We start from the raw sequence: 15,870 nt of genomic DNA on the forward strand, positions 1-15,870 counted from the left end.
AGCATAGTTAAGAGCCCGTTTCAGGTCTGCTTTTGCGTATGCCAATGCCTGGTCCGGTGCTGATATCTCAATAGTTGATGACATGGTCTTTGCCATTTTAATATCCATGCGTGTAAGATTGAGTGAAATGATGGTTGACAGGATCACGAAGAATATGCCGATAACAACGAAGGGAACGCGGGCCGAGTCGTCGCGGAGGAAGAGCCTATTCATTTCCTTTTCTCCCATAAAGACAATGTTGCCTGTGCCCGGTTAATGTTTATTCGCGAAAAAACTTCAATAATGACCCTGTCTTTTGCCTCAATTATCGTGATAGCATTATTCACATACATATCCGCAAGTTCAGTCGAAAATGATCTGATCTCTTCACCGGTTGCAGCCTGTATCTCTTCTTTTGCAGTTGCCTTAAGATAATTTTTGAGCTTATCTGACATTGTTCCTGATAAGTCGGAGCTAACGTTATCCAGTGTGTTATTTATCTCATCATTTATTTCCTGGTCAAGGGGTATTTCAGAATCCAACAGGAGGCCATTGACATCTTCAATCATTTTGTTCCTGGATTCATCAAGAACAGGTCCCAGCTTTTGATCCACTATCAGGCCAACGGAATCATCAACTGTATCATTAATTATGTTATTTATTTTATTAGAGATCTCCGTCTCTATCACATCACGGGCCGACTCATTGTTTTTCAATTCTTCCAGAGTAAATGAAAAGTTTCCGAACCTGCTGTTATTGAAATTATTCTCGATAATATCCTCCACGCGTTTGCGTGAAATTACGATGCTATAAGGCATCGTGATATATGCTGATTCCACATATGCGTTACGAGGTACAGGTTCCCCGATATCCAGGTTTCCCCCGATGGGGGCGCCGGTAAAAGGCCGCCATAATATTGTGAAATTATAATCATACCTGTCCCCGATTTGCTCATCAAGATAATTTTTCATGATATTTTTTGAACTGCTTGAATAATTTGTCATCATGAAATTCAATTGTGTTCTTGTTCCATTGTAATAAATAACCCACTGCACCGCCGCATTCTCAGCCGCAATATCAGAAAAAGTCTTATGTTTTAATTGTTTCCCTGCAATTATTTTTTTACCTGTTACAAAAACCGGGGAATTATTCAACGGGCCAGCAACTGCATCTAACTGATCGCCTGCCACTATATATTCAAATTCATACACCTTTCCATTCAGAAGCGTGAGCAGTGTATCCCCCGAATTCTCCTGGCTTTTTGATTCAAGCGCCGATTTGACCTGGGTGTTGCCTGTTATTGAAGGAAGAAGTATTACTGCCGAAATAGAGATCATGATAAGGAACAGGAATATATCAAAAGTAGTAGAGAAACCAGCTGTATCTTTATATAAATTGTTCCTCTCATTCTGTTTTGTCATCATTTTCTCCATATTTTAACAGTAAGTATACCTGGCTGCTCCTCTACATCATTGAACCTGACAGTTACAGGTATTGAAGCAGAAACACCGATCTTTGATTCGCCTGAGTCCGGATTTTTGATAATGATATTATATTTCCGGTTTTCTGAATTTGAATCGATCTTGAACATGAAATCGTAATAGGAACTATATTGCTGTAATATTTCAGCAGGGTCGAGATTTTCCAGTTTTTCCGAATCAATCACACCAGGGTAGCCGCCAGTCAATGCACTATCCCTGCCAAGCTTCTGGGCAAGATTTGCTGCATCCTCATAATGCCCTGCGATGAAAGATTTTTCCTGGTATGTCGTATAAGCCTGGGTAATAACCGCGATAAAAACAATAAATCCAACGACAGCCAGAGCCATAGCTGGAAGCTCGGTATAGGGTTCTATCAATCCTTTTTCATCACTGGTAAACGAAGACATAATCTCTTTTTTGAATTTCCGTTTGATTCTTATAATGGATTATTACCTTTTCGATGAACAGGGGCTTATCAAGGTCAGGGGTAAAAGGGCTCACAGCGAGCTCTTTTCGCGTTGATTCGAATATCGCATCTACTTTTTGTTTATCAACCTCAGTATCAAGAGGACTTGATATATCCCCGTTTTTTCCGCCACCTATAGTATCGCTTATATATTTTCGAAAACCGGATGTATTGCCCCAATTACTGTTCGGGGGATAGACGTATGTTATCAAAGGTTCGGCATATATTAATTCCCTGTCTTCCCATATAGAGGAGCTAAGATTTGAATGTACATTAACATATTCCGTGGATATCTCTATTCTTATATCCCTGTTATTCTCTTCGAAAACGTAGTTGTATTTATATCCTGGTATGGTAATACTGTCAACGGCTTCTATTTTTGAGGTTATATCATAGGCTATGGTATCAAGATCCAACCTGCTCTCCCGCTCCTGGAACATCGGGTATATTTTAAAAGCTGTAAGAAGCAGTATTGCTGCAAAAAGGATCAATCCGATCCGCGTAATAAAAAAATCAGCCCATGCGCTGTCATTTCGTACGAATAATGTAAATACTCCGGTTTTATTCGATCCTGACATAAGTACCATTTTTGTTTTTTACAAGTTCCATTGTTAAATCATACTCTCCGGGATAAAGCACGAACGGCCTGTCCAGTTCCGTGGTGTTTGCACGAAAACGTGCTATCGATGATCTTGTTTGCACCCTGCCGTCATCCAGGACATAATAAAATACATTATCAGTATGCAGATTTCCTGCTTCCGGAGGACTAACATTACCATCAGGCATTCCCCCAAAAACCACAAATGCGGCATTATCCGGTATTTCTACATGTATGTTTTCCACGGTTCCTGAGAAGTCGGCAGGATCATCAATATCCCGCGCTCCTCCCTGGATATATATCAAAGAAGCGCTCTTGTCGATTAGATCAAGCTGTCCTTTGAGCTTTTTTTCATTTGCATTATCTATGAAAAGATATACAGCCTTTGCAGATAGGCCGATAATAACCGAAAAAAGAATAACAGTAACCACAAGTCGCATTGGCAGGCCTTCGGCAGCTGAGTCATTATCAAAGAAATTTTTATGTGTCATAAATTTATTTATTTTCCAAAGCAATTTTCCCCAAAAATAGCCTGATACAATAAGAATCTATCTATCCTGATCCATCAAAATCTCTGCTTAAAATCGCTAATATTGCGGCGATCCTTTGCGAATTTGAATAATACTATAAAAATTAATACCCAATTTTTAAAAGGTCTATTCTGTTAATATCTTTTAAATCATCAAAGTGTGCATCATCGGAAACGATCTCATTTAAACCATTCTTAACCATTGTCACATAATGAATTGCATCCCCCAGTTTCCAGCCTTTATTCGGCATTGGAAGTGCTTCAATGAGAATTTCCGGATTAAAGGATAGCAGCATAACTCCATGCTGGTTTATCTCTTTCAATATTCCTGCTATTTTTTGTTCTGAAAGCTTTTTGCCTTTCAGGAACGCATATATCTCGACCATTGTATGAACAGAGGTCGCTGCGATCTCCTTTCCGGAAGCTACGTCTTCAAGGTACATCTGGGCTACGTCTCCCAGCCTGTTATCCCCTATAAGGTTTGCTATGAGTATGTTGGCATCTACGTATTTCATTCTGTCCCCATTGCCGCATATCCTTCTTCTATGCCCTCATCTATCGTGCCTTCGTGCCTGATTATTCCATGTACCCGCTTTACAGAATTTATACTTCCGCGGTGAGGATAAAGTACTGCCCTCCCTTTCTCGATAACGAATTCCACAGTTTCCCCGATATTGATCCCCAGCGCCTTACGAACATCTTTTGGGATAACTACAAGATATTTTTCATGTACTTTTACTTCAGTCATAGTTATACGTATAACGTTATACGATAAAAACTTTATTATGGCATGAAGATACTCCTGATAAAAAACCCTTTTCATCATAACATAATTATTTAACCTTTGGTGCAAGTACTGATTTCAATGATTTATATAAAGAGGTAGGACAATGGTACGATTGGAACGAGAAGGAAATTCGTTCGTATTCATAACAGGGAAAACTCAACCTGTGCAGGATATAAACATCCTGGTAAATGCGTTATCTGAACTTCGAAATAGTTCTCCTGACGCCTTAAAAATAAAAGAAGGGCTTCTGTATATTGATAATTCAAATGAGTCTGATATCCTGGATGAAATTAAGAATATACTCAAAAAAGCCCTGGAGAGTAAAGAATAAACGTATAGATAATTATCCTCTTTTAGGTATTGATGCCAAAATTGTTCCTTATACCTGTCATCAATGTTCTGGATGTACATGATGCGGCAATGAGGGAATGGCTTGGCGGTCTTGAAGATAATGCCATTAAAGGACATCTTGAATATCCATTTAAACTTGAGAGATTTTTTTCTGAAAGCGCAAGGCTCGCATTAATAAATGGGGACAAAGTTCATGATGAAATCCTTTACCTGTTCAATAGTATTGATCCGCAGGCAGTTTTCCTTAATATTTCAACAGATTTCCATGAACTTGAAAATAAATATAATAAACGGATGATCTCACCGTTTGAATTCTGGCTGGAATATTATGAGAATATCTCAAAAGATATAAGCGAACCTGCAAGAACACTTTACAGGATATATTTAAAAGAGACCATTGATAAAAATATCAGGCTCATAGAAAGTAAAGAGCGCCTTCCTTTGAATGTACTTTTTTATGGGCTAAATATAAAATCAAGAGATGAACTTATTCCTGTCTATGATGAAGTCTTCAGCCTTGTCGAGGTATTCACATTAAAAATGGCGCGGGCAGTCAATGAGATTATGAATCTTCGTGAAAAGCCAAGACACCTGTGGCATAGTCCATTCAATTCAGCGCGGATGGGTATTTCATATGAAGAGACTGAAAAATTTTATGATGAGCTCCTGAGCAGGTTTAAAAGGCTTCTTAAATATAAAGCAAGAGATTATTTCGTAAAAAACTTATGGGAACATTCGAGGACATATGCAGAATCGCATGAAAAATTTCTTGATCATAAGATAAATGAAGATGAAATTAAATTTTCAAATATTACAGAATGTATGAAAATATTGGGATTACAGATAGGGCGATCTGAAATTGTGATACTTTGCGAGCCTGTGGATTATAATGCAATTCTTAATTTTTTAAAAAATAATGCGGACCCGGCTTTCTCAGGTTTTTCCATGCAGGGGGTAAGTCTTACCGGGCTATTTGAAAAAATGAAACCATTTATCCAGAAAAACAGGATAATGCAATGTAATTATGAAATTGCCATGGACATTCTCGGGCGTGAAATACCAGAAAGATTCACAGGTCATAGTGCTACTCTTGTCCCGAAATGATTTTTCACCGTGCTAAAAATAGGTAATGAATATTCCCCATATCACAAGAACAATCCCTCCTGCAATAATGAAGCGTGTGAATGTCTTATTGACAAGATCGCTTAGCATTGACGGACCCGACCATTTAACGATTATCATCTTATTCCCTGTACTTACGAGGCTTGCGAGAATTGCAGTTATCGCACTTGTGCTATATGAAATATCGCCGTTCACTGCAAGCGCGGCTGCTGATGCCGTTACTACGGCGCTGCTTATAAAGCCGCCCAGCGCAGTAGCATAAACACCTGCTGCACCAGCCCAGAGGTTAGCATATTTTGAAACGATAGATAATCCTGTAAAGCCAACAGCAAATCTTATCGCGGGTGAAAGCGCGAATGGTGATTGCAATTGGATCGATTCGCTAACGTGTCCGGTGTTTTTTGATCCTAAAACTACAGATGCAGAGTAAATAATGATAAATATATGGGGAATTGCCATCAGAAAGGCTACCTTTCCTGTCGGATCCGCAATAAGGGCGATTATGAGGTTTCGAATAAGCATTGAAGAATTGCACAAAATAATCCCTGTAAAACTGGATTCGGTCAATTCGTGTCTATGTTTTGCCATAGCTGCAAGCGCTGCTGTTGTGGCTTCGCTGTTAACAAGCCCTCCCAGCATTCCGGAAATAGGGACTCCTTTTTCCGTCCCCATGTTTTTCATTATTACAAAGCTGGCAAAGCTAATGGAGGCAACAAATATCACAATTAAAAGGATCGTTCTTGGATTTATGACTCCCAGATAAACTGCATCAGGAGCCAGGGGAAAGAGTATGAAAACAACAGCGAGAAACCGGACTGCGCTTAATATTTCATCGTCCCTGAGTTTTGTTGCGAAAGAATGGAGAGGTTGCTTTTCTGCAAGGAGAAGTGTGATAATAACAGCCCCGGCGATAGCAGGGACGAATTGATCATAAGATATTAAAACACCAAGAAGGAAAGTACAATATAGTGCAATCGGACCTGTTATACCAGGGGCTTTTAATACTACATTTTTAATATATATGTATAATGTTGATATTAATGCAAAAAATGCAAGTGATATAAGAAGAATACCGGGATTGACTTTTAATGCTATGAATGAGGATATCATACCTGCGATACAGGCTATGGTAAATGAGCGGACCCCGGCGATCAATTCTTCTTTCTCAGGCCGCCTGTGTTCCCTTTCAATGCCAATAAGTATTCCAATAAGCACAGCCAGGGCTAATTTCTTAAAGAAATCAAAATTGACATCCATATCATTGAAAAATTGCGGTACAAGATCAAGCATTGATATTCTAATATTAATACTTTTATAAATACTTAATTTCTTTCATCCCTCAAAGAGTCTGAATTGCAATTCCTTAAGTAATGCATGTAAGCATCAACCAGTCCGAAACAGCCAGTCAGCATCATATCCCCGTAAGGAGAAGCAAAACTGAACTCCAGTTTTGAGCCGCGCATGATCTCACGTTGCGGACCCGTGACCAATATTGAGCCAATATTTTCAAAGCCAATCGCTTCTTTCACATAACACCCGTGCCCGCCATCATTAAAAACCTCATCAAACCCGAGTGTTCCATTACATAATCGCATCAGGTAATCATCAAGTTTCCCTGAGGTCATCTGCTGTGTGTGGTGTTCCATTAATGCGATGAGTTTTCCATTATCAATGATCCCGGAAAGTGTGTGGCCATTGCCGATATTTACAACAAGATGCGGCTCGCGGGCACACTCATCAAGAAGTGCTCCCCGTATTGCAGCCATTCCCGTATCCATCAGCATTGCACCAGGCAATGTTCTTTCCACAGCGATCATCCTTGTAAAGCGCTCCGGGATTTTTTTCGTATTATTCGTATATACAAAAGAATCAAGTGTTGCGCCTTTTTCAATGATTTCCCTGAAATATTCAAACCGGAAGACGCGATTGCTTCCGGCCGGAGAAAATCCGTGATCCTGGACAGCTACGGCAAAATTTTGCGGGATTGGAACACCAAAAAGAGCAAAGGCTTCCGTAAGGGCGGCTTTATCTATATCGCACATTTTGATAACCGAAGCATTTAGTTCGGTTACTTCATTCTCTTTTACAATGACAACACCTATTTCCTTTGTCTTTTCAAGATCGTCATTCAGGGTGAGAGCTGCTTTTTCTGTGGCAAAAACTGATAGGTTTGCTTTTAAATGCCTCTTTATTGCGGCCGCACATGGGCCTCCCCCCATTGTTTCACCCGTAAGGACAATATCTTTTTTCAATGCCGTCTCTTCAATGATCCTCTGGGCAATGATCCGGGTCTGCGATGGCAAAACCATCTTAAAGCAATTTTCAATATTCTCATGGCTGTCATAGAGAAGAATATCCTGTGTCCCCATTCCGACATCAATAGCAAGAAGCTTCATCGGAGATCACTTAAGATTTAATAATATTTATATCGAACTATCATTTAGAGCTTAGCCATGATATAATCACTCAGCTTTAAATAACCCGATGAGAATTCAAAGATTAATTGAACGCTCACCGCAAAGAACGCAAAGGGCGCAAAGATTTGCTGCTATGCTTTGCGTTCTTTGTGGTTTATTGTATCGTTTCCTTTCGGGCTAAATATGCATGATTGACTATATCATCGACCTTAATTCTTCCACACTTAAGCTATTGCAGCTTCCCTTACTTTATTAATCTGTGGATCAAGACTTTTGATAATATACTGAATATTATCAACCGCGCTCTCCTCAAAATATGCTTCATTACATTTCGAACATATCCATGCTGGAACATCGTCGATCAATAAATGATAGCCCAATCTATTCAATGCGTATGTTGTTTTTCCTTTTTTCATCTCTCCGCCACAAAAGTGACATTGCATTTTATTTTCTCCGAGTTCTTAGATTTGTTTCCCTTGTAGAACATTCTTCAGCGGCTTTGAACTATGACTGATCGCAGCAATTTCAATAATCTCTCCTTTGATACGATATATTATTCTGTAGTTTTCATATATCTTCTCACGTATATTCTCGTCCTCATATTCAGGCACAATTCGCCCAGCTTTAGGAAATTGAGGAATAGATTTTACGGCTGCATTTATTTTGTTAGCAAAAAGAGTTGCATAAACTTCTGAATCCTTGGCAATGTATTCACATATCTCTTCAAAGTTAGAAGCTGCCTTTGGAGACCACCTTATCTTTTGAGCCATTTGGCCATCCGCTTTTCAACCTCTTCATGAGGTATTCCCTTACCTTCATCAAGCTCCTTCAGACCAGCATCAACCTGCTGCTTGAAATACAGTTCTGCCATAATATCATCGACAGTAATCTCTTCAGGAAGAGCCTCTATCATACGGATGACTTGTTGTTTTACACCATTCACGCTTATTACCTTCTGGCCAATAATTTCTTATTCCTCCTATATCTATCTTATCTCCCCTCTCCTCCTCAACTCCCTCACAGCCTCCTCCACCCCAGTCCCATGCTCTCCCTTCGTTACCAAGCGTGCAACTTTTTTCAGATCAGGATGCGCATTCCCAACAGCCACCCCAAAACCAGCCACCTCAAGCATCTCGATATCATTCGGGGAGTCCCCGAAAGCCACGAAATCCTGCACATCAAGACCCATCATTTGCGCGATCCTTCTCAACCCTGTACCTTTATTGACCTTTTTGCTCTTGATATGAATCGCGAACCCGGTATCAACAATATCCACAGGCGCATTACCCAGGAGTTTTCTTGCTTTATCCACATCGAAATTGCGCCGCAAGCCTATTTCGGTGATCCTGTTCTCACGGTCAAGCATCTCAAGGGAGGAAAAGTGCTGCTCCAATATCTCTAAAGCCTCCCTGCACTCTTTTATATGGGATGTGTCAGCTTCAACTTTCCCGCACTCAACGACCCCGCCATTCTCAGCTATCACGATACCTCTTGTTCCCAGGAGTTTTGCGACTGTCCGGGCAACGCAGAGTACGTTCCCTGTAGCAACGACTACCTGAACGTGAAGGCTTCGTAATGCTGCAACGGCTTTACAATCGATACTCCTGTCGCTATATGTAATTGTTCCGTCAATATCGACTACGACAGCTTTGTATTTCACATCCTTAATATCGATTCTTAATCCTTAAGCCCTTCTGACGTAACCGAGAATATCGCTTCGCCCTCAGGTAGATTCGGAGAATCCACAAGCCTTGCTATTCTCTTCTCACCTTTGGATTTTCGCAGGTACAGCCTGAATGTCGCGGTATGTCCCACGATATGCCCGCCAATGGGTTTTGTGGGGTCGCCGAAGAATGCATCGGGTTTTGACATCACCTGGTTGGTAACGATAATCGCAGCATTATAAAGACTTGCAAACTTCATGAGGTCGTGCATGTGCTTATTGAGTTTCTGCTGCCTGTCTGCTAAAGTTCCGCGCCCCACATATTCAGCCCTGAAATGAGCGGTCAATGAATCAACGATCAGCAGGCGCACCGGCTTATCGGTATCCCTGAGCTTTAAGGCAAGATCATTTGCAGTATCCACAAGCAGTATCTGGTGGTTTGAATTATAGGCTTTTGCAACATGGATGTTCTTCAGGAACTCCTCAGGATCATACTCTGTCCCGTATTTTGCAGATAATCCCATTACCATCTGGGTTATCCTTTCTGGCCTGAAGGTATTTTCAGTGTCAATTATTATCACTGATCCTCCGAGTCCTCCTTCTTCCTTTGGGAGCTGCACATTTACAGCCATCTGGTGGCCAACCTGCGTCTTTCCCGAACCGAATTCCCCGTAGAACTCCGTAATTGACTGGGACTCAACCCCGCCCCCCATGAGGTCGTCAAAGGCCCTGGTGCCAAAACTTAATTTTCCCACAAGCTTCCTGCGCTCAAGAACAAGGTCGCCTGTTTCAAATCCCCCGACATCTGCGGCCTGTCGTGCCGCATTAATGATCTTCTGTGCGGTTGATTCCCCGATCTCAGCTATACTTGCAAGTTCGGATGAGGATGATACGGCTATGGCTTCAATTGAGCCAAAACCCGCTTCTTTCAATTTCTCTGCTGTCGCCGGACCTACACCCGGTAAATCTTCCAAAGTTTTTCTTTCTGCCATGTTGTTTCTCCAGTGCACATTTTGTTTGTTATATGGTGCACAATTATCCATTATCTTGGCGTATCTATTAATAAACCTTATGAGAGCGGGGTGAAAGTAATATTACTTCCTGATAACCTGGATGCTTGTCCTTGCTCCTGCGCTCAGTTCCACTTCCTCGTTCCTTCCCGATTTTGCAAAAACATCCACAATGCGGATCTCACTTCCGATTTCAAGTTCATTTATAAGGTCTGCATGTTCGCCCCACAGCGCAACTTTTATGCGCCCTGTGTCATCTGAAATATAAATATTTGACACCTTGCTTTTTGTTCCATCAGGCCTGTCGAATTCCCTGATCTCATCAATTCCAGATACATGCCCGGCCACGCTATAAGCTGAATTAATACCGATATCGGATATTGGCGTGAGAGGTTCGTTATAAGTAACTACCGCGCTGCTTCTTGTAATTCCCCCGCCTGAACCAAGCGACAGTTCTATCGAGTTGCTGAATGTATTTTCCCGGGCGTATGCATTCATTACTTCCACTATATCCCCTGCATTTACACCAGGGGATTCAGCTTTTGCATCCCATAAAGTAACCCGGATTTTCCCTGTTTCATCACCTATGGTAATATTTAAGACCTTACCTGTCTTTCCATCCTTGCGTGCAAATGTACGCACTTTCCCAATATCAAGCACCTTGCCAAGAACATTCAGGTCGTTCATTCCTGCTTTAATCTCGCTGATCTTATGTGGCTTTAAATTTACAGGGACTTCTTTTTCTATATGCTCGACATTCCCGCCCCTTCCCACGTTTACTTCAAGCCCGCGCTGCCCCTGTTTGACAAACCCTTTCACTTTAATAGTCTGCCCTATCTTTAAATCCCCGATCTTCACAAGGTCGGCAGCCTCATCCCATAACGCAGCCCTGATAGAGCCGGTTTCATCCGCAAGATTAAGATTTACAACGCGGCCCATTGTATCATTATCTCGTGAAAACTGTTTAATATCCCCGACAGCAGTCACCTTTGCAATAAAAACAACATTGCCCTTATCTGCTGTCATATCCTTGATCTTAACATTCTCATTCAACCCCAGTTCGCTTGCAACAAGCATAGCTGCGGTGCGCGGATCGCAAAGACCGTTCATTTCCGTAAATTTGGTTTCAACCCTTGACCTGAATTCGTCGGGTGTAAGTTTCCCTTGAAGTTTTTTGAAGATCTCTTCAATCTCTCCGAAATTCACCATATTATTTTTTCTTTCCCTTTTCAGTTTCTTTGGAGGTCCCTGATATATATTTTTTCACTTCGGAAACGGCCAGCTTCCTGAATTTTCGCGTTGAAAGTTCAATCACTCCTACCTCGATGTTCAATTCATTCAGGCCGCCTTCTGTTACTGTCTTGAGAGCTTCAAGCCCAAGAACAATAGCTTTATCAAGATCAATATCCTCAGTATAATTTTTCTCCAGGAACTCCATTATTTCAGGTCTTCCTGAGCCAATTCCGGTGGCTTTGTATTCAAGCAAAGCCCCACTGGGGTCGGTCTCAAAAATGCGCGTTCTATGTCCTTCGATCCCGGCAATAAGAAGAGATGTCCCGAAAGGTCTTACTCCGCCTGTCTGGGTGTAGGACTGCTTGAAATCGCATATCTCTTTGGACAGGGTCTCGATCCCGATCGGCTCATCATAAGTTGTCTTGTTGATCTGGGCCTGTGCGCGCGCGAAATCTACAAGAGCCCGCGCATCAGCTACCAATCCCGATGTTGCCACCCCTATGTGATCGTCTATCTGGAAAATTTTTTCAATGGATTCCATCTCCACAAGTCTAGTGGTGGCACGCTTATCTACTAATAAGACCGCGCCGTCCTTTGCTTTAATTCCTATTGCTGTTGTTCCTCTTTTCACAGCTTCACGTGCATATTCTACCTGGAACAGCCTCCCATCAGGGCTGAATACGGTTATTGCACTATCATATCCTGTTTGTGGTGACTGCATCATATTATCTCCTGGTTTTTATGTTTCAAGGTTGCAGAGTATATATCTATTTCTATACTATATTGGTTTTTACTCAAATAATATGTCATTTTCATCTTTGAATTCATAATCAACTACCTCAAGTTTGATCGGAAGCCCGTCTTTATCATAGCATCTATAGCTATTAAAATCAAATGGCGCACCTGCAATAATATGAACAACTCCTTTCTTATCAAATAGTTCAAGATCCGGGCCGGAAGGCGCCATATTCCCGGATGGATGGCTGTGAACCGATCCGATCGTATGTATGTTTGGAAGCATGAATAACTGCATCACTGCGCTCTCATCGCTTGACTCTGTGCCAGGGACTACTATGACTTCAGTAATGACATCCCCCCGCGCCGAAAGCATACCTGCAAATTCATTTGGTGCTGATGATTTGCATACTTCAAGTATGAATTGTAAAGTATCCCTCGCAATTTTCATGTTACCTTATTGGTGCGAAATGTATATATTAACTTAGCATTATTAGAGGAAAGTCCTGGGCTGGTAGCTTAGACAGGCAGAGCGTCGGACTCTTAATCCGACGGTCGTGGGTTCAAATCCCTCCCAGCCCGCTATTGATTTTTCGAATAACTATCAAGAAAACAACGATTGAATCTTACTTTTGGCTATTCAATTTTAAATATAATTACATGATCATTATAATTAATATTCATTATAATTCTTAGAAAGCTTTATTTATATGTTGTTTCTTAGATTGATCAGAGAGAGGCGGTGAAAAAACGCTTAATCCTTTATTCAAAACTCTTTGATTAAACCATGCTTTAAAAAATCCGAGATTCATGGGAATTTGCCTGATGGTAGTGTGGTTAACACATCAAAAAGGAGGTAAAAAGAATGTTAGATAAAAAGACTATAGTGGTAGCAGCCGCTTTAATGTTGTTTGGTGTAACAATGGCATTAGGAGCGGCCAATGTAATTGCAAATGGTTCTGGCATAGTAACCGGTACTAAACCAGCGGTAGAAGCGAACTGATAATCGGACAGAGCGGAACCCCGGCGAACATATTGGTAGTTACTCAAGCAAACGAATATTGTTTCAGAGGAACCGTAACTGATGTTACCGGCTATGACTCGAGCCATATACAAGTTTCAGGGACGATAGTAGGCGGTGGCACATTTGATGCTAATGCAAGTACAGCAAATGTCCTCAATAAATGGACATTACAAATAACAGGTGACATTGTTAACAATGAGAATTTTTTAAATATTTGATCCCCGCTGGTTTTTCCAGTTGTTTGATTTTCATCTGATTAATAATATTTTGAGTAGTTGCCAGCTTTGGAAAATACCACTCTTTACATCGAGCGTAAACTATATCTATGATTGTTCGTAAATATATGAACTAACAGTAAATAAGTCAAAAAGGAGGTATAAAATGACATATCAAAAGAAGAGACTTGGATTGTTGGTTGGTTTTAGCGGCGCGACATTTTCATTATTCATTCTTACGCTATTCGTTCCGGCCACAACAATATTCTTTGCTTTAGTTATCGGATTTCTATTTGTTCTGCCAATAGCAGCATTGGTATCATTATTTTTAGGAGCTTATACGGTTCCAAAGAAACCGAAAAAACCATCAAAAAAAGAAGTAATAATTTCTACAATCAGTTAAAATAAAAAAATTACAGCTAAAAATGGCTGTGATTCATTTTTATTCTTTAATTAAAAAATAAAAAATTGGTTATGCTTCTGCGTGTGCCGCTGTTATTTCTTCAGGAGTATATATTTTAACCTCGTGAGCACGTGCTTTATTTCTTAAGAATTCCGGCACTATTTTCAATGATTCTTCTTTACTATCTGCATCTACATACGCCCAGCCTGTATGTTCTCCTGAACTACATGCAAAAGCAAATTTTTTAAGTATGTCTTTTCCCTCTTTAAGTGTCTCATCAAGTGCCTTCGTACACTCTTCGGAAGTGTGCGTTGATTCAACTACATATTTTGTCATATTTTGTTCCTCCACTCTTTTAATTTTGTATACACTATTAGTGTATATTGATATCTACCACTTCTTAGTAAATATACTTTATTTTAATCAATGCGCAAAACTATTAATACTTTAAAGAAGCGCTAAATCAAGATATCATATGGCTTTTCACGTAATGCTGATCCCAACTTTAAGCTGTCCCGCTAATTGCAGTTATTGCTGGAGTTCCGATAAAGGCTCCCCGATAATGAGTATTGAAACCATCAAAGAAGTAGTTGAGTGGCTCAAGGATTTCCGGTCCGATCAAGTCACATTTACCTTCCATGGCGGTGAACCTCTCATGGCAGGCGCTGGTTTTTACCGTGAGGCGCTTCCATTACTGGCAAAGAACCTCAGTCACTTGAAACCGGCTTTTGCACTTCAGTCCAATCTCTGGTTAATGACCCCTGAAATGGCTCAAGCCCTTGCAGAGTATAATATTCCAATCGGTTCCAGTCTCGATGGCCCAAAGGAACTTACTGACCTCCAGAGAGGAAAAGGATACTTCGATAAGACCATGAAAGGTTTTCAAATCGCAAGGGAAAATGGTCTTAAAGTGAGTTTTATTTGCACCTTTACATCCCATTCTGTAAAGCAGAAAGAGGAGATATTTAATTTTTTCCTGGAGAATGGCATAACCCTGAAATTACATCCTGCGCTTCCTTCAATTCGTGATGATACCCCAGAAAAATTTGCACTTTCCCCGGAAGAGTACGGGGAATTGCTGGTTTATCTCCTTGATAAATACCTGGAAAACATGGGCAAGATCGAGATCATGAATATTGACCACCTCTGTAAATGCATGTTTACCAGCCGAGGCACTGTTTGCACCTTCGTTGATTGCATGGGAGATACTTTTGCGGTAGGTCCTGACGGGAGCATATATCCATGCTATCGTTTCATAGGCATGCCTGAATATGTTATGGGAAATGTGAGAGATCATCCCCGCAAGGAAGACCTTGCAAAGTCCGATGCCTGGAAGAAAATGTTCCAGTTCAAGGATTATGTGGACCAGAATTGCAAGGAATGCAGCAACATCAAATTCTGCAGGGGCGGATGTCCGTATAATGCAATAGCTCCTTATAATGGCGAAATAAAGGGCGTTGACCCGCACTGTATTGCTTATAAGAGGATATTCAAGGAAATAAAGGACAGGTGGGAGAATGAGTTTTTTGGCTTCTCCGCCCCCGATATGCCGATGTTCGGTCTTCCGGGAGAACCGAAAAAGACCGCAAAGCATGGAATAATGCCACTGATGATGAAGCGCATCCAGTCACATGATTCGGGTTAAATATCGTTAAATACCATAATAAAAAATAAAAAAGGTGATAATATGGGTGAAGTAGTAAAACTTCAAAAGTCAGGTAAGAACCTGATAATTTCCATACCGATCGCAATATGTGAAAATTTAGATCTCAAGGATGGAAATGAAGTTGAGATCGAGCAATTTACATGTAGCGGTGAAAATGGGTTACGAATAAGATTAAGAAAATGAAATAGATT

Annotated in this window: 23 protein-coding genes and 1 tRNA gene; 6 read left to right on the plus strand and 18 right to left on the minus strand. The window is 40.8% G+C overall.

The genetic code is table 11. From position 1 onward, the window contains the following. From FIB07_01340 to FIB07_01370, 7 genes are all read right to left on the minus strand, one after another. On the minus strand, positions 1-213 hold a 213-nt coding region (locus tag FIB07_01340; protein NJD51492.1), incomplete at its 3' end, for a hypothetical protein. Continuing rightward, complete coding sequence (locus FIB07_01345; protein NJD51493.1) at positions 210-1,403, minus strand: hypothetical protein; 1,194 nt, start codon at positions 1,401-1,403, stop codon at positions 210-212. The genes FIB07_01340 and FIB07_01345, both read right to left, overlap by 4 nt. Then, positions 1,400-1,867: a hypothetical protein gene (locus FIB07_01350; protein NJD51494.1), complete on the minus strand. Its 468-nt coding sequence runs from the start codon at positions 1,865-1,867 to the stop codon at positions 1,400-1,402. Before FIB07_01350 ends, FIB07_01345 begins: the two co-directional genes overlap by 4 nt. Continuing rightward, positions 1,848-2,513, minus strand: coding sequence for a hypothetical protein (locus FIB07_01355; GenBank protein NJD51495.1), 666 nt, complete (start codon positions 2,511-2,513; stop codon positions 1,848-1,850). The genes FIB07_01350 and FIB07_01355 overlap by 20 nt, the downstream gene beginning before the upstream one ends. Continuing rightward, entirely contained in the window at positions 2,488-3,015 is a 528-nt protein-coding gene (locus FIB07_01360) for a hypothetical protein (protein ID NJD51496.1), read from the minus strand. Before FIB07_01360 ends, FIB07_01355 begins: the two co-directional genes overlap by 26 nt. A gap of 142 nt (positions 3,016-3,157) precedes the next feature. Next, complete coding sequence (locus tag FIB07_01365) at positions 3,158-3,568, minus strand: type II toxin-antitoxin system VapC family toxin (GenBank protein NJD51497.1); 411 nt, start codon at positions 3,566-3,568, stop codon at positions 3,158-3,160. After that, entirely contained in the window at positions 3,565-3,879 is a 315-nt protein-coding gene (locus tag FIB07_01370; protein ID NJD51498.1) for an AbrB/MazE/SpoVT family DNA-binding domain-containing protein, read from the minus strand. Before FIB07_01370 ends, FIB07_01365 begins: the two co-directional genes overlap by 4 nt. Before the next feature lie 64 nt (positions 3,880-3,943). On the opposite strand from FIB07_01370, the gene FIB07_01375 reads away from it, so the two are divergent. Further along, a complete protein-coding gene (locus FIB07_01375) occupies positions 3,944-4,171 on the plus strand; it encodes a hypothetical protein (protein ID NJD51499.1) in 228 nt (75 codons plus the stop codon). A 32-nt stretch (positions 4,172-4,203) separates the two neighbouring features. Then, positions 4,204-5,295, plus strand: coding sequence for a hypothetical protein (locus FIB07_01380; GenBank protein ID NJD51500.1), 1,092 nt, complete (start codon positions 4,204-4,206; stop codon positions 5,293-5,295). A gap of 12 nt (positions 5,296-5,307) precedes the next feature. Here FIB07_01380 and FIB07_01385 read toward each other — a convergent pair whose 3' ends face one another. From FIB07_01385 to FIB07_01430, 10 genes are all read right to left on the minus strand, one after another. Beyond that, a complete protein-coding gene (locus FIB07_01385) occupies positions 5,308-6,570 on the minus strand; it encodes an MgtC/SapB family protein (protein ID NJD51501.1) in 1,263 nt (420 codons plus the stop codon). Between the two features lie 65 nt (positions 6,571-6,635). Beyond that, entirely contained in the window at positions 6,636-7,709 is a 1,074-nt protein-coding gene (locus tag FIB07_01390) for a pyruvate formate lyase-activating protein (protein ID NJD51502.1), read from the minus strand. 245 nt (positions 7,710-7,954) lie between these two features. Continuing rightward, positions 7,955-8,173: a type II toxin-antitoxin system MqsA family antitoxin gene (locus tag FIB07_01395; GenBank protein ID NJD51503.1), complete on the minus strand. Its 219-nt coding sequence runs from the start codon at positions 8,171-8,173 to the stop codon at positions 7,955-7,957. 18 nt (positions 8,174-8,191) lie between these two features. Then, positions 8,192-8,500, minus strand: a complete 309-nt coding sequence (locus FIB07_01400; protein ID NJD51504.1) for a type II toxin-antitoxin system RelE/ParE family toxin — start codon at positions 8,498-8,500, stop codon at positions 8,192-8,194. Then, a complete protein-coding gene (locus FIB07_01405) occupies positions 8,485-8,673 on the minus strand; it encodes a hypothetical protein (protein ID NJD51505.1) in 189 nt (62 codons plus the stop codon). Before FIB07_01405 ends, FIB07_01400 begins: the two co-directional genes overlap by 16 nt. 42 nt (positions 8,674-8,715) lie before the next feature. Beyond that, complete coding sequence (locus FIB07_01410; protein ID NJD51506.1) at positions 8,716-9,390, minus strand: phosphoglycolate phosphatase; 675 nt, start codon at positions 9,388-9,390, stop codon at positions 8,716-8,718. A gap of 17 nt (positions 9,391-9,407) precedes the next feature. Continuing rightward, entirely contained in the window at positions 9,408-10,385 is a 978-nt protein-coding gene (radA, locus tag FIB07_01415) for a DNA repair and recombination protein RadA (GenBank protein NJD51507.1), read from the minus strand. Positions 10,386-10,487: 102 nt separating this feature from the next. Then, entirely contained in the window at positions 10,488-11,612 is a 1,125-nt protein-coding gene (locus FIB07_01420) for a replication factor A (protein NJD51508.1), read from the minus strand. A 1-nt stretch (position 11,613) separates the two neighbouring features. Next, positions 11,614-12,360 carry an archaeal proteasome endopeptidase complex subunit alpha gene (gene psmA, locus FIB07_01425; GenBank protein NJD51509.1) on the minus strand — a complete coding sequence of 249 codons (747 nt, stop codon included), beginning with the start codon at positions 12,358-12,360 and terminating at the stop codon, positions 11,614-11,616. Positions 12,361-12,426: 66 nt separating this feature from the next. Next, positions 12,427-12,822, minus strand: a complete 396-nt coding sequence (locus tag FIB07_01430) for a metal-dependent protease of the PAD1/JAB1 superfamily (GenBank protein NJD51510.1) — start codon at positions 12,820-12,822, stop codon at positions 12,427-12,429. A gap of 57 nt (positions 12,823-12,879) precedes the next feature. Here FIB07_01430 and FIB07_01435 point away from each other — a divergent pair. The 3 genes from FIB07_01435 (at position 12,880) to FIB07_01445 (ending at position 14,013) form a co-directional block, all read left to right on the plus strand. Then, a tRNA-Lys gene (locus FIB07_01435) sits at positions 12,880-12,953 on the plus strand. A 453-nt stretch (positions 12,954-13,406) separates the two neighbouring features. Further along, the gene (locus FIB07_01440) at positions 13,407-13,613 is read left to right on the plus strand and encodes a hypothetical protein (protein NJD51511.1); all 207 of its coding nucleotides are present in this window, start codon (positions 13,407-13,409) and stop codon (positions 13,611-13,613) included. Between the two features lie 163 nt (positions 13,614-13,776). Next, entirely contained in the window at positions 13,777-14,013 is a 237-nt protein-coding gene (locus FIB07_01445) for a hypothetical protein (protein ID NJD51512.1), read from the plus strand. Between the two features lie 69 nt (positions 14,014-14,082). On the opposite strand, the gene FIB07_01450 is transcribed toward FIB07_01445, so the two are convergent. Then, positions 14,083-14,349, minus strand: a complete 267-nt coding sequence (locus FIB07_01450; GenBank protein NJD51513.1) for a hypothetical protein — start codon at positions 14,347-14,349, stop codon at positions 14,083-14,085. 139 nt (positions 14,350-14,488) lie between these two features. On the opposite strand from FIB07_01450, the gene FIB07_01455 reads away from it, so the two are divergent. Beyond that, complete coding sequence (locus FIB07_01455) at positions 14,489-15,658, plus strand: TIGR04083 family peptide-modifying radical SAM enzyme (GenBank protein NJD51514.1); 1,170 nt, start codon at positions 14,489-14,491, stop codon at positions 15,656-15,658. Positions 15,659-15,870 lie beyond the last annotated feature (212 nt).

Source organism: Candidatus Methanoperedens sp. (genome assembly GCA_012026795.1).
Classification (GTDB): Archaea; Halobacteriota; Methanosarcinia; order Methanosarcinales; family Methanoperedenaceae; genus Methanoperedens.

What these genes read in the sequence shown, in the direction of transcription:
- psmA (NJD51509.1), bottom strand. Translation starts at nt 12,360, where the DNA reads ATGATGCAGTCACCACAAACAGGATATGATAGTGCAATAACCGTATTC.
- FIB07_01350 (NJD51494.1), bottom strand. Translation starts at nt 1,867, where the DNA reads ATGTCTTCGTTTACCAGTGATGAAAAAGGATTGATAGAACCCTATACC.
- FIB07_01370 (NJD51498.1), bottom strand. Translation starts at nt 3,879, where the DNA reads ATGATGAAAAGGGTTTTTTATCAGGAGTATCTTCATGCCATAATAAAG.
- FIB07_01345 (NJD51493.1), bottom strand. Translation starts at nt 1,403, where the DNA reads ATGATGACAAAACAGAATGAGAGGAACAATTTATATAAAGATACAGCT.
- FIB07_01390 (NJD51502.1), bottom strand. Translation starts at nt 7,709, where the DNA reads ATGAAGCTTCTTGCTATTGATGTCGGAATGGGGACACAGGATATTCTT.
- FIB07_01420 (NJD51508.1), bottom strand. Translation starts at nt 11,612, where the DNA reads ATGGTGAATTTCGGAGAGATTGAAGAGATCTTCAAAAAACTTCAAGGG.
- FIB07_01355 (NJD51495.1), bottom strand. Translation starts at nt 2,513, where the DNA reads ATGGTACTTATGTCAGGATCGAATAAAACCGGAGTATTTACATTATTC.
- FIB07_01385 (NJD51501.1), bottom strand. Translation starts at nt 6,570, where the DNA reads ATGGATGTCAATTTTGATTTCTTTAAGAAATTAGCCCTGGCTGTGCTT.
- FIB07_01400 (NJD51504.1), bottom strand. Translation starts at nt 8,500, where the DNA reads ATGGCTCAAAAGATAAGGTGGTCTCCAAAGGCAGCTTCTAACTTTGAA.
- FIB07_01430 (NJD51510.1), bottom strand. Translation starts at nt 12,822, where the DNA reads ATGAAAATTGCGAGGGATACTTTACAATTCATACTTGAAGTATGCAAA.
- FIB07_01365 (NJD51497.1), bottom strand. Translation starts at nt 3,568, where the DNA reads ATGAAATACGTAGATGCCAACATACTCATAGCAAACCTTATAGGGGAT.
- FIB07_01380 (NJD51500.1), top strand. Translation starts at nt 4,204, where the DNA reads ATGCCAAAATTGTTCCTTATACCTGTCATCAATGTTCTGGATGTACAT.
- FIB07_01445 (NJD51512.1), top strand. Translation starts at nt 13,777, where the DNA reads ATGACATATCAAAAGAAGAGACTTGGATTGTTGGTTGGTTTTAGCGGC.
- FIB07_01455 (NJD51514.1), top strand. Translation starts at nt 14,489, where the DNA reads ATGGCTTTTCACGTAATGCTGATCCCAACTTTAAGCTGTCCCGCTAAT.
- FIB07_01395 (NJD51503.1), bottom strand. Translation starts at nt 8,173, where the DNA reads ATGCAATGTCACTTTTGTGGCGGAGAGATGAAAAAAGGAAAAACAACA.
- radA (NJD51507.1), bottom strand. Translation starts at nt 10,385, where the DNA reads ATGGCAGAAAGAAAAACTTTGGAAGATTTACCGGGTGTAGGTCCGGCG.
- FIB07_01375 (NJD51499.1), top strand. Translation starts at nt 3,944, where the DNA reads ATGGTACGATTGGAACGAGAAGGAAATTCGTTCGTATTCATAACAGGG.
- FIB07_01360 (NJD51496.1), bottom strand. Translation starts at nt 3,015, where the DNA reads ATGACACATAAAAATTTCTTTGATAATGACTCAGCTGCCGAAGGCCTG.
- FIB07_01450 (NJD51513.1), bottom strand. Translation starts at nt 14,349, where the DNA reads ATGACAAAATATGTAGTTGAATCAACGCACACTTCCGAAGAGTGTACG.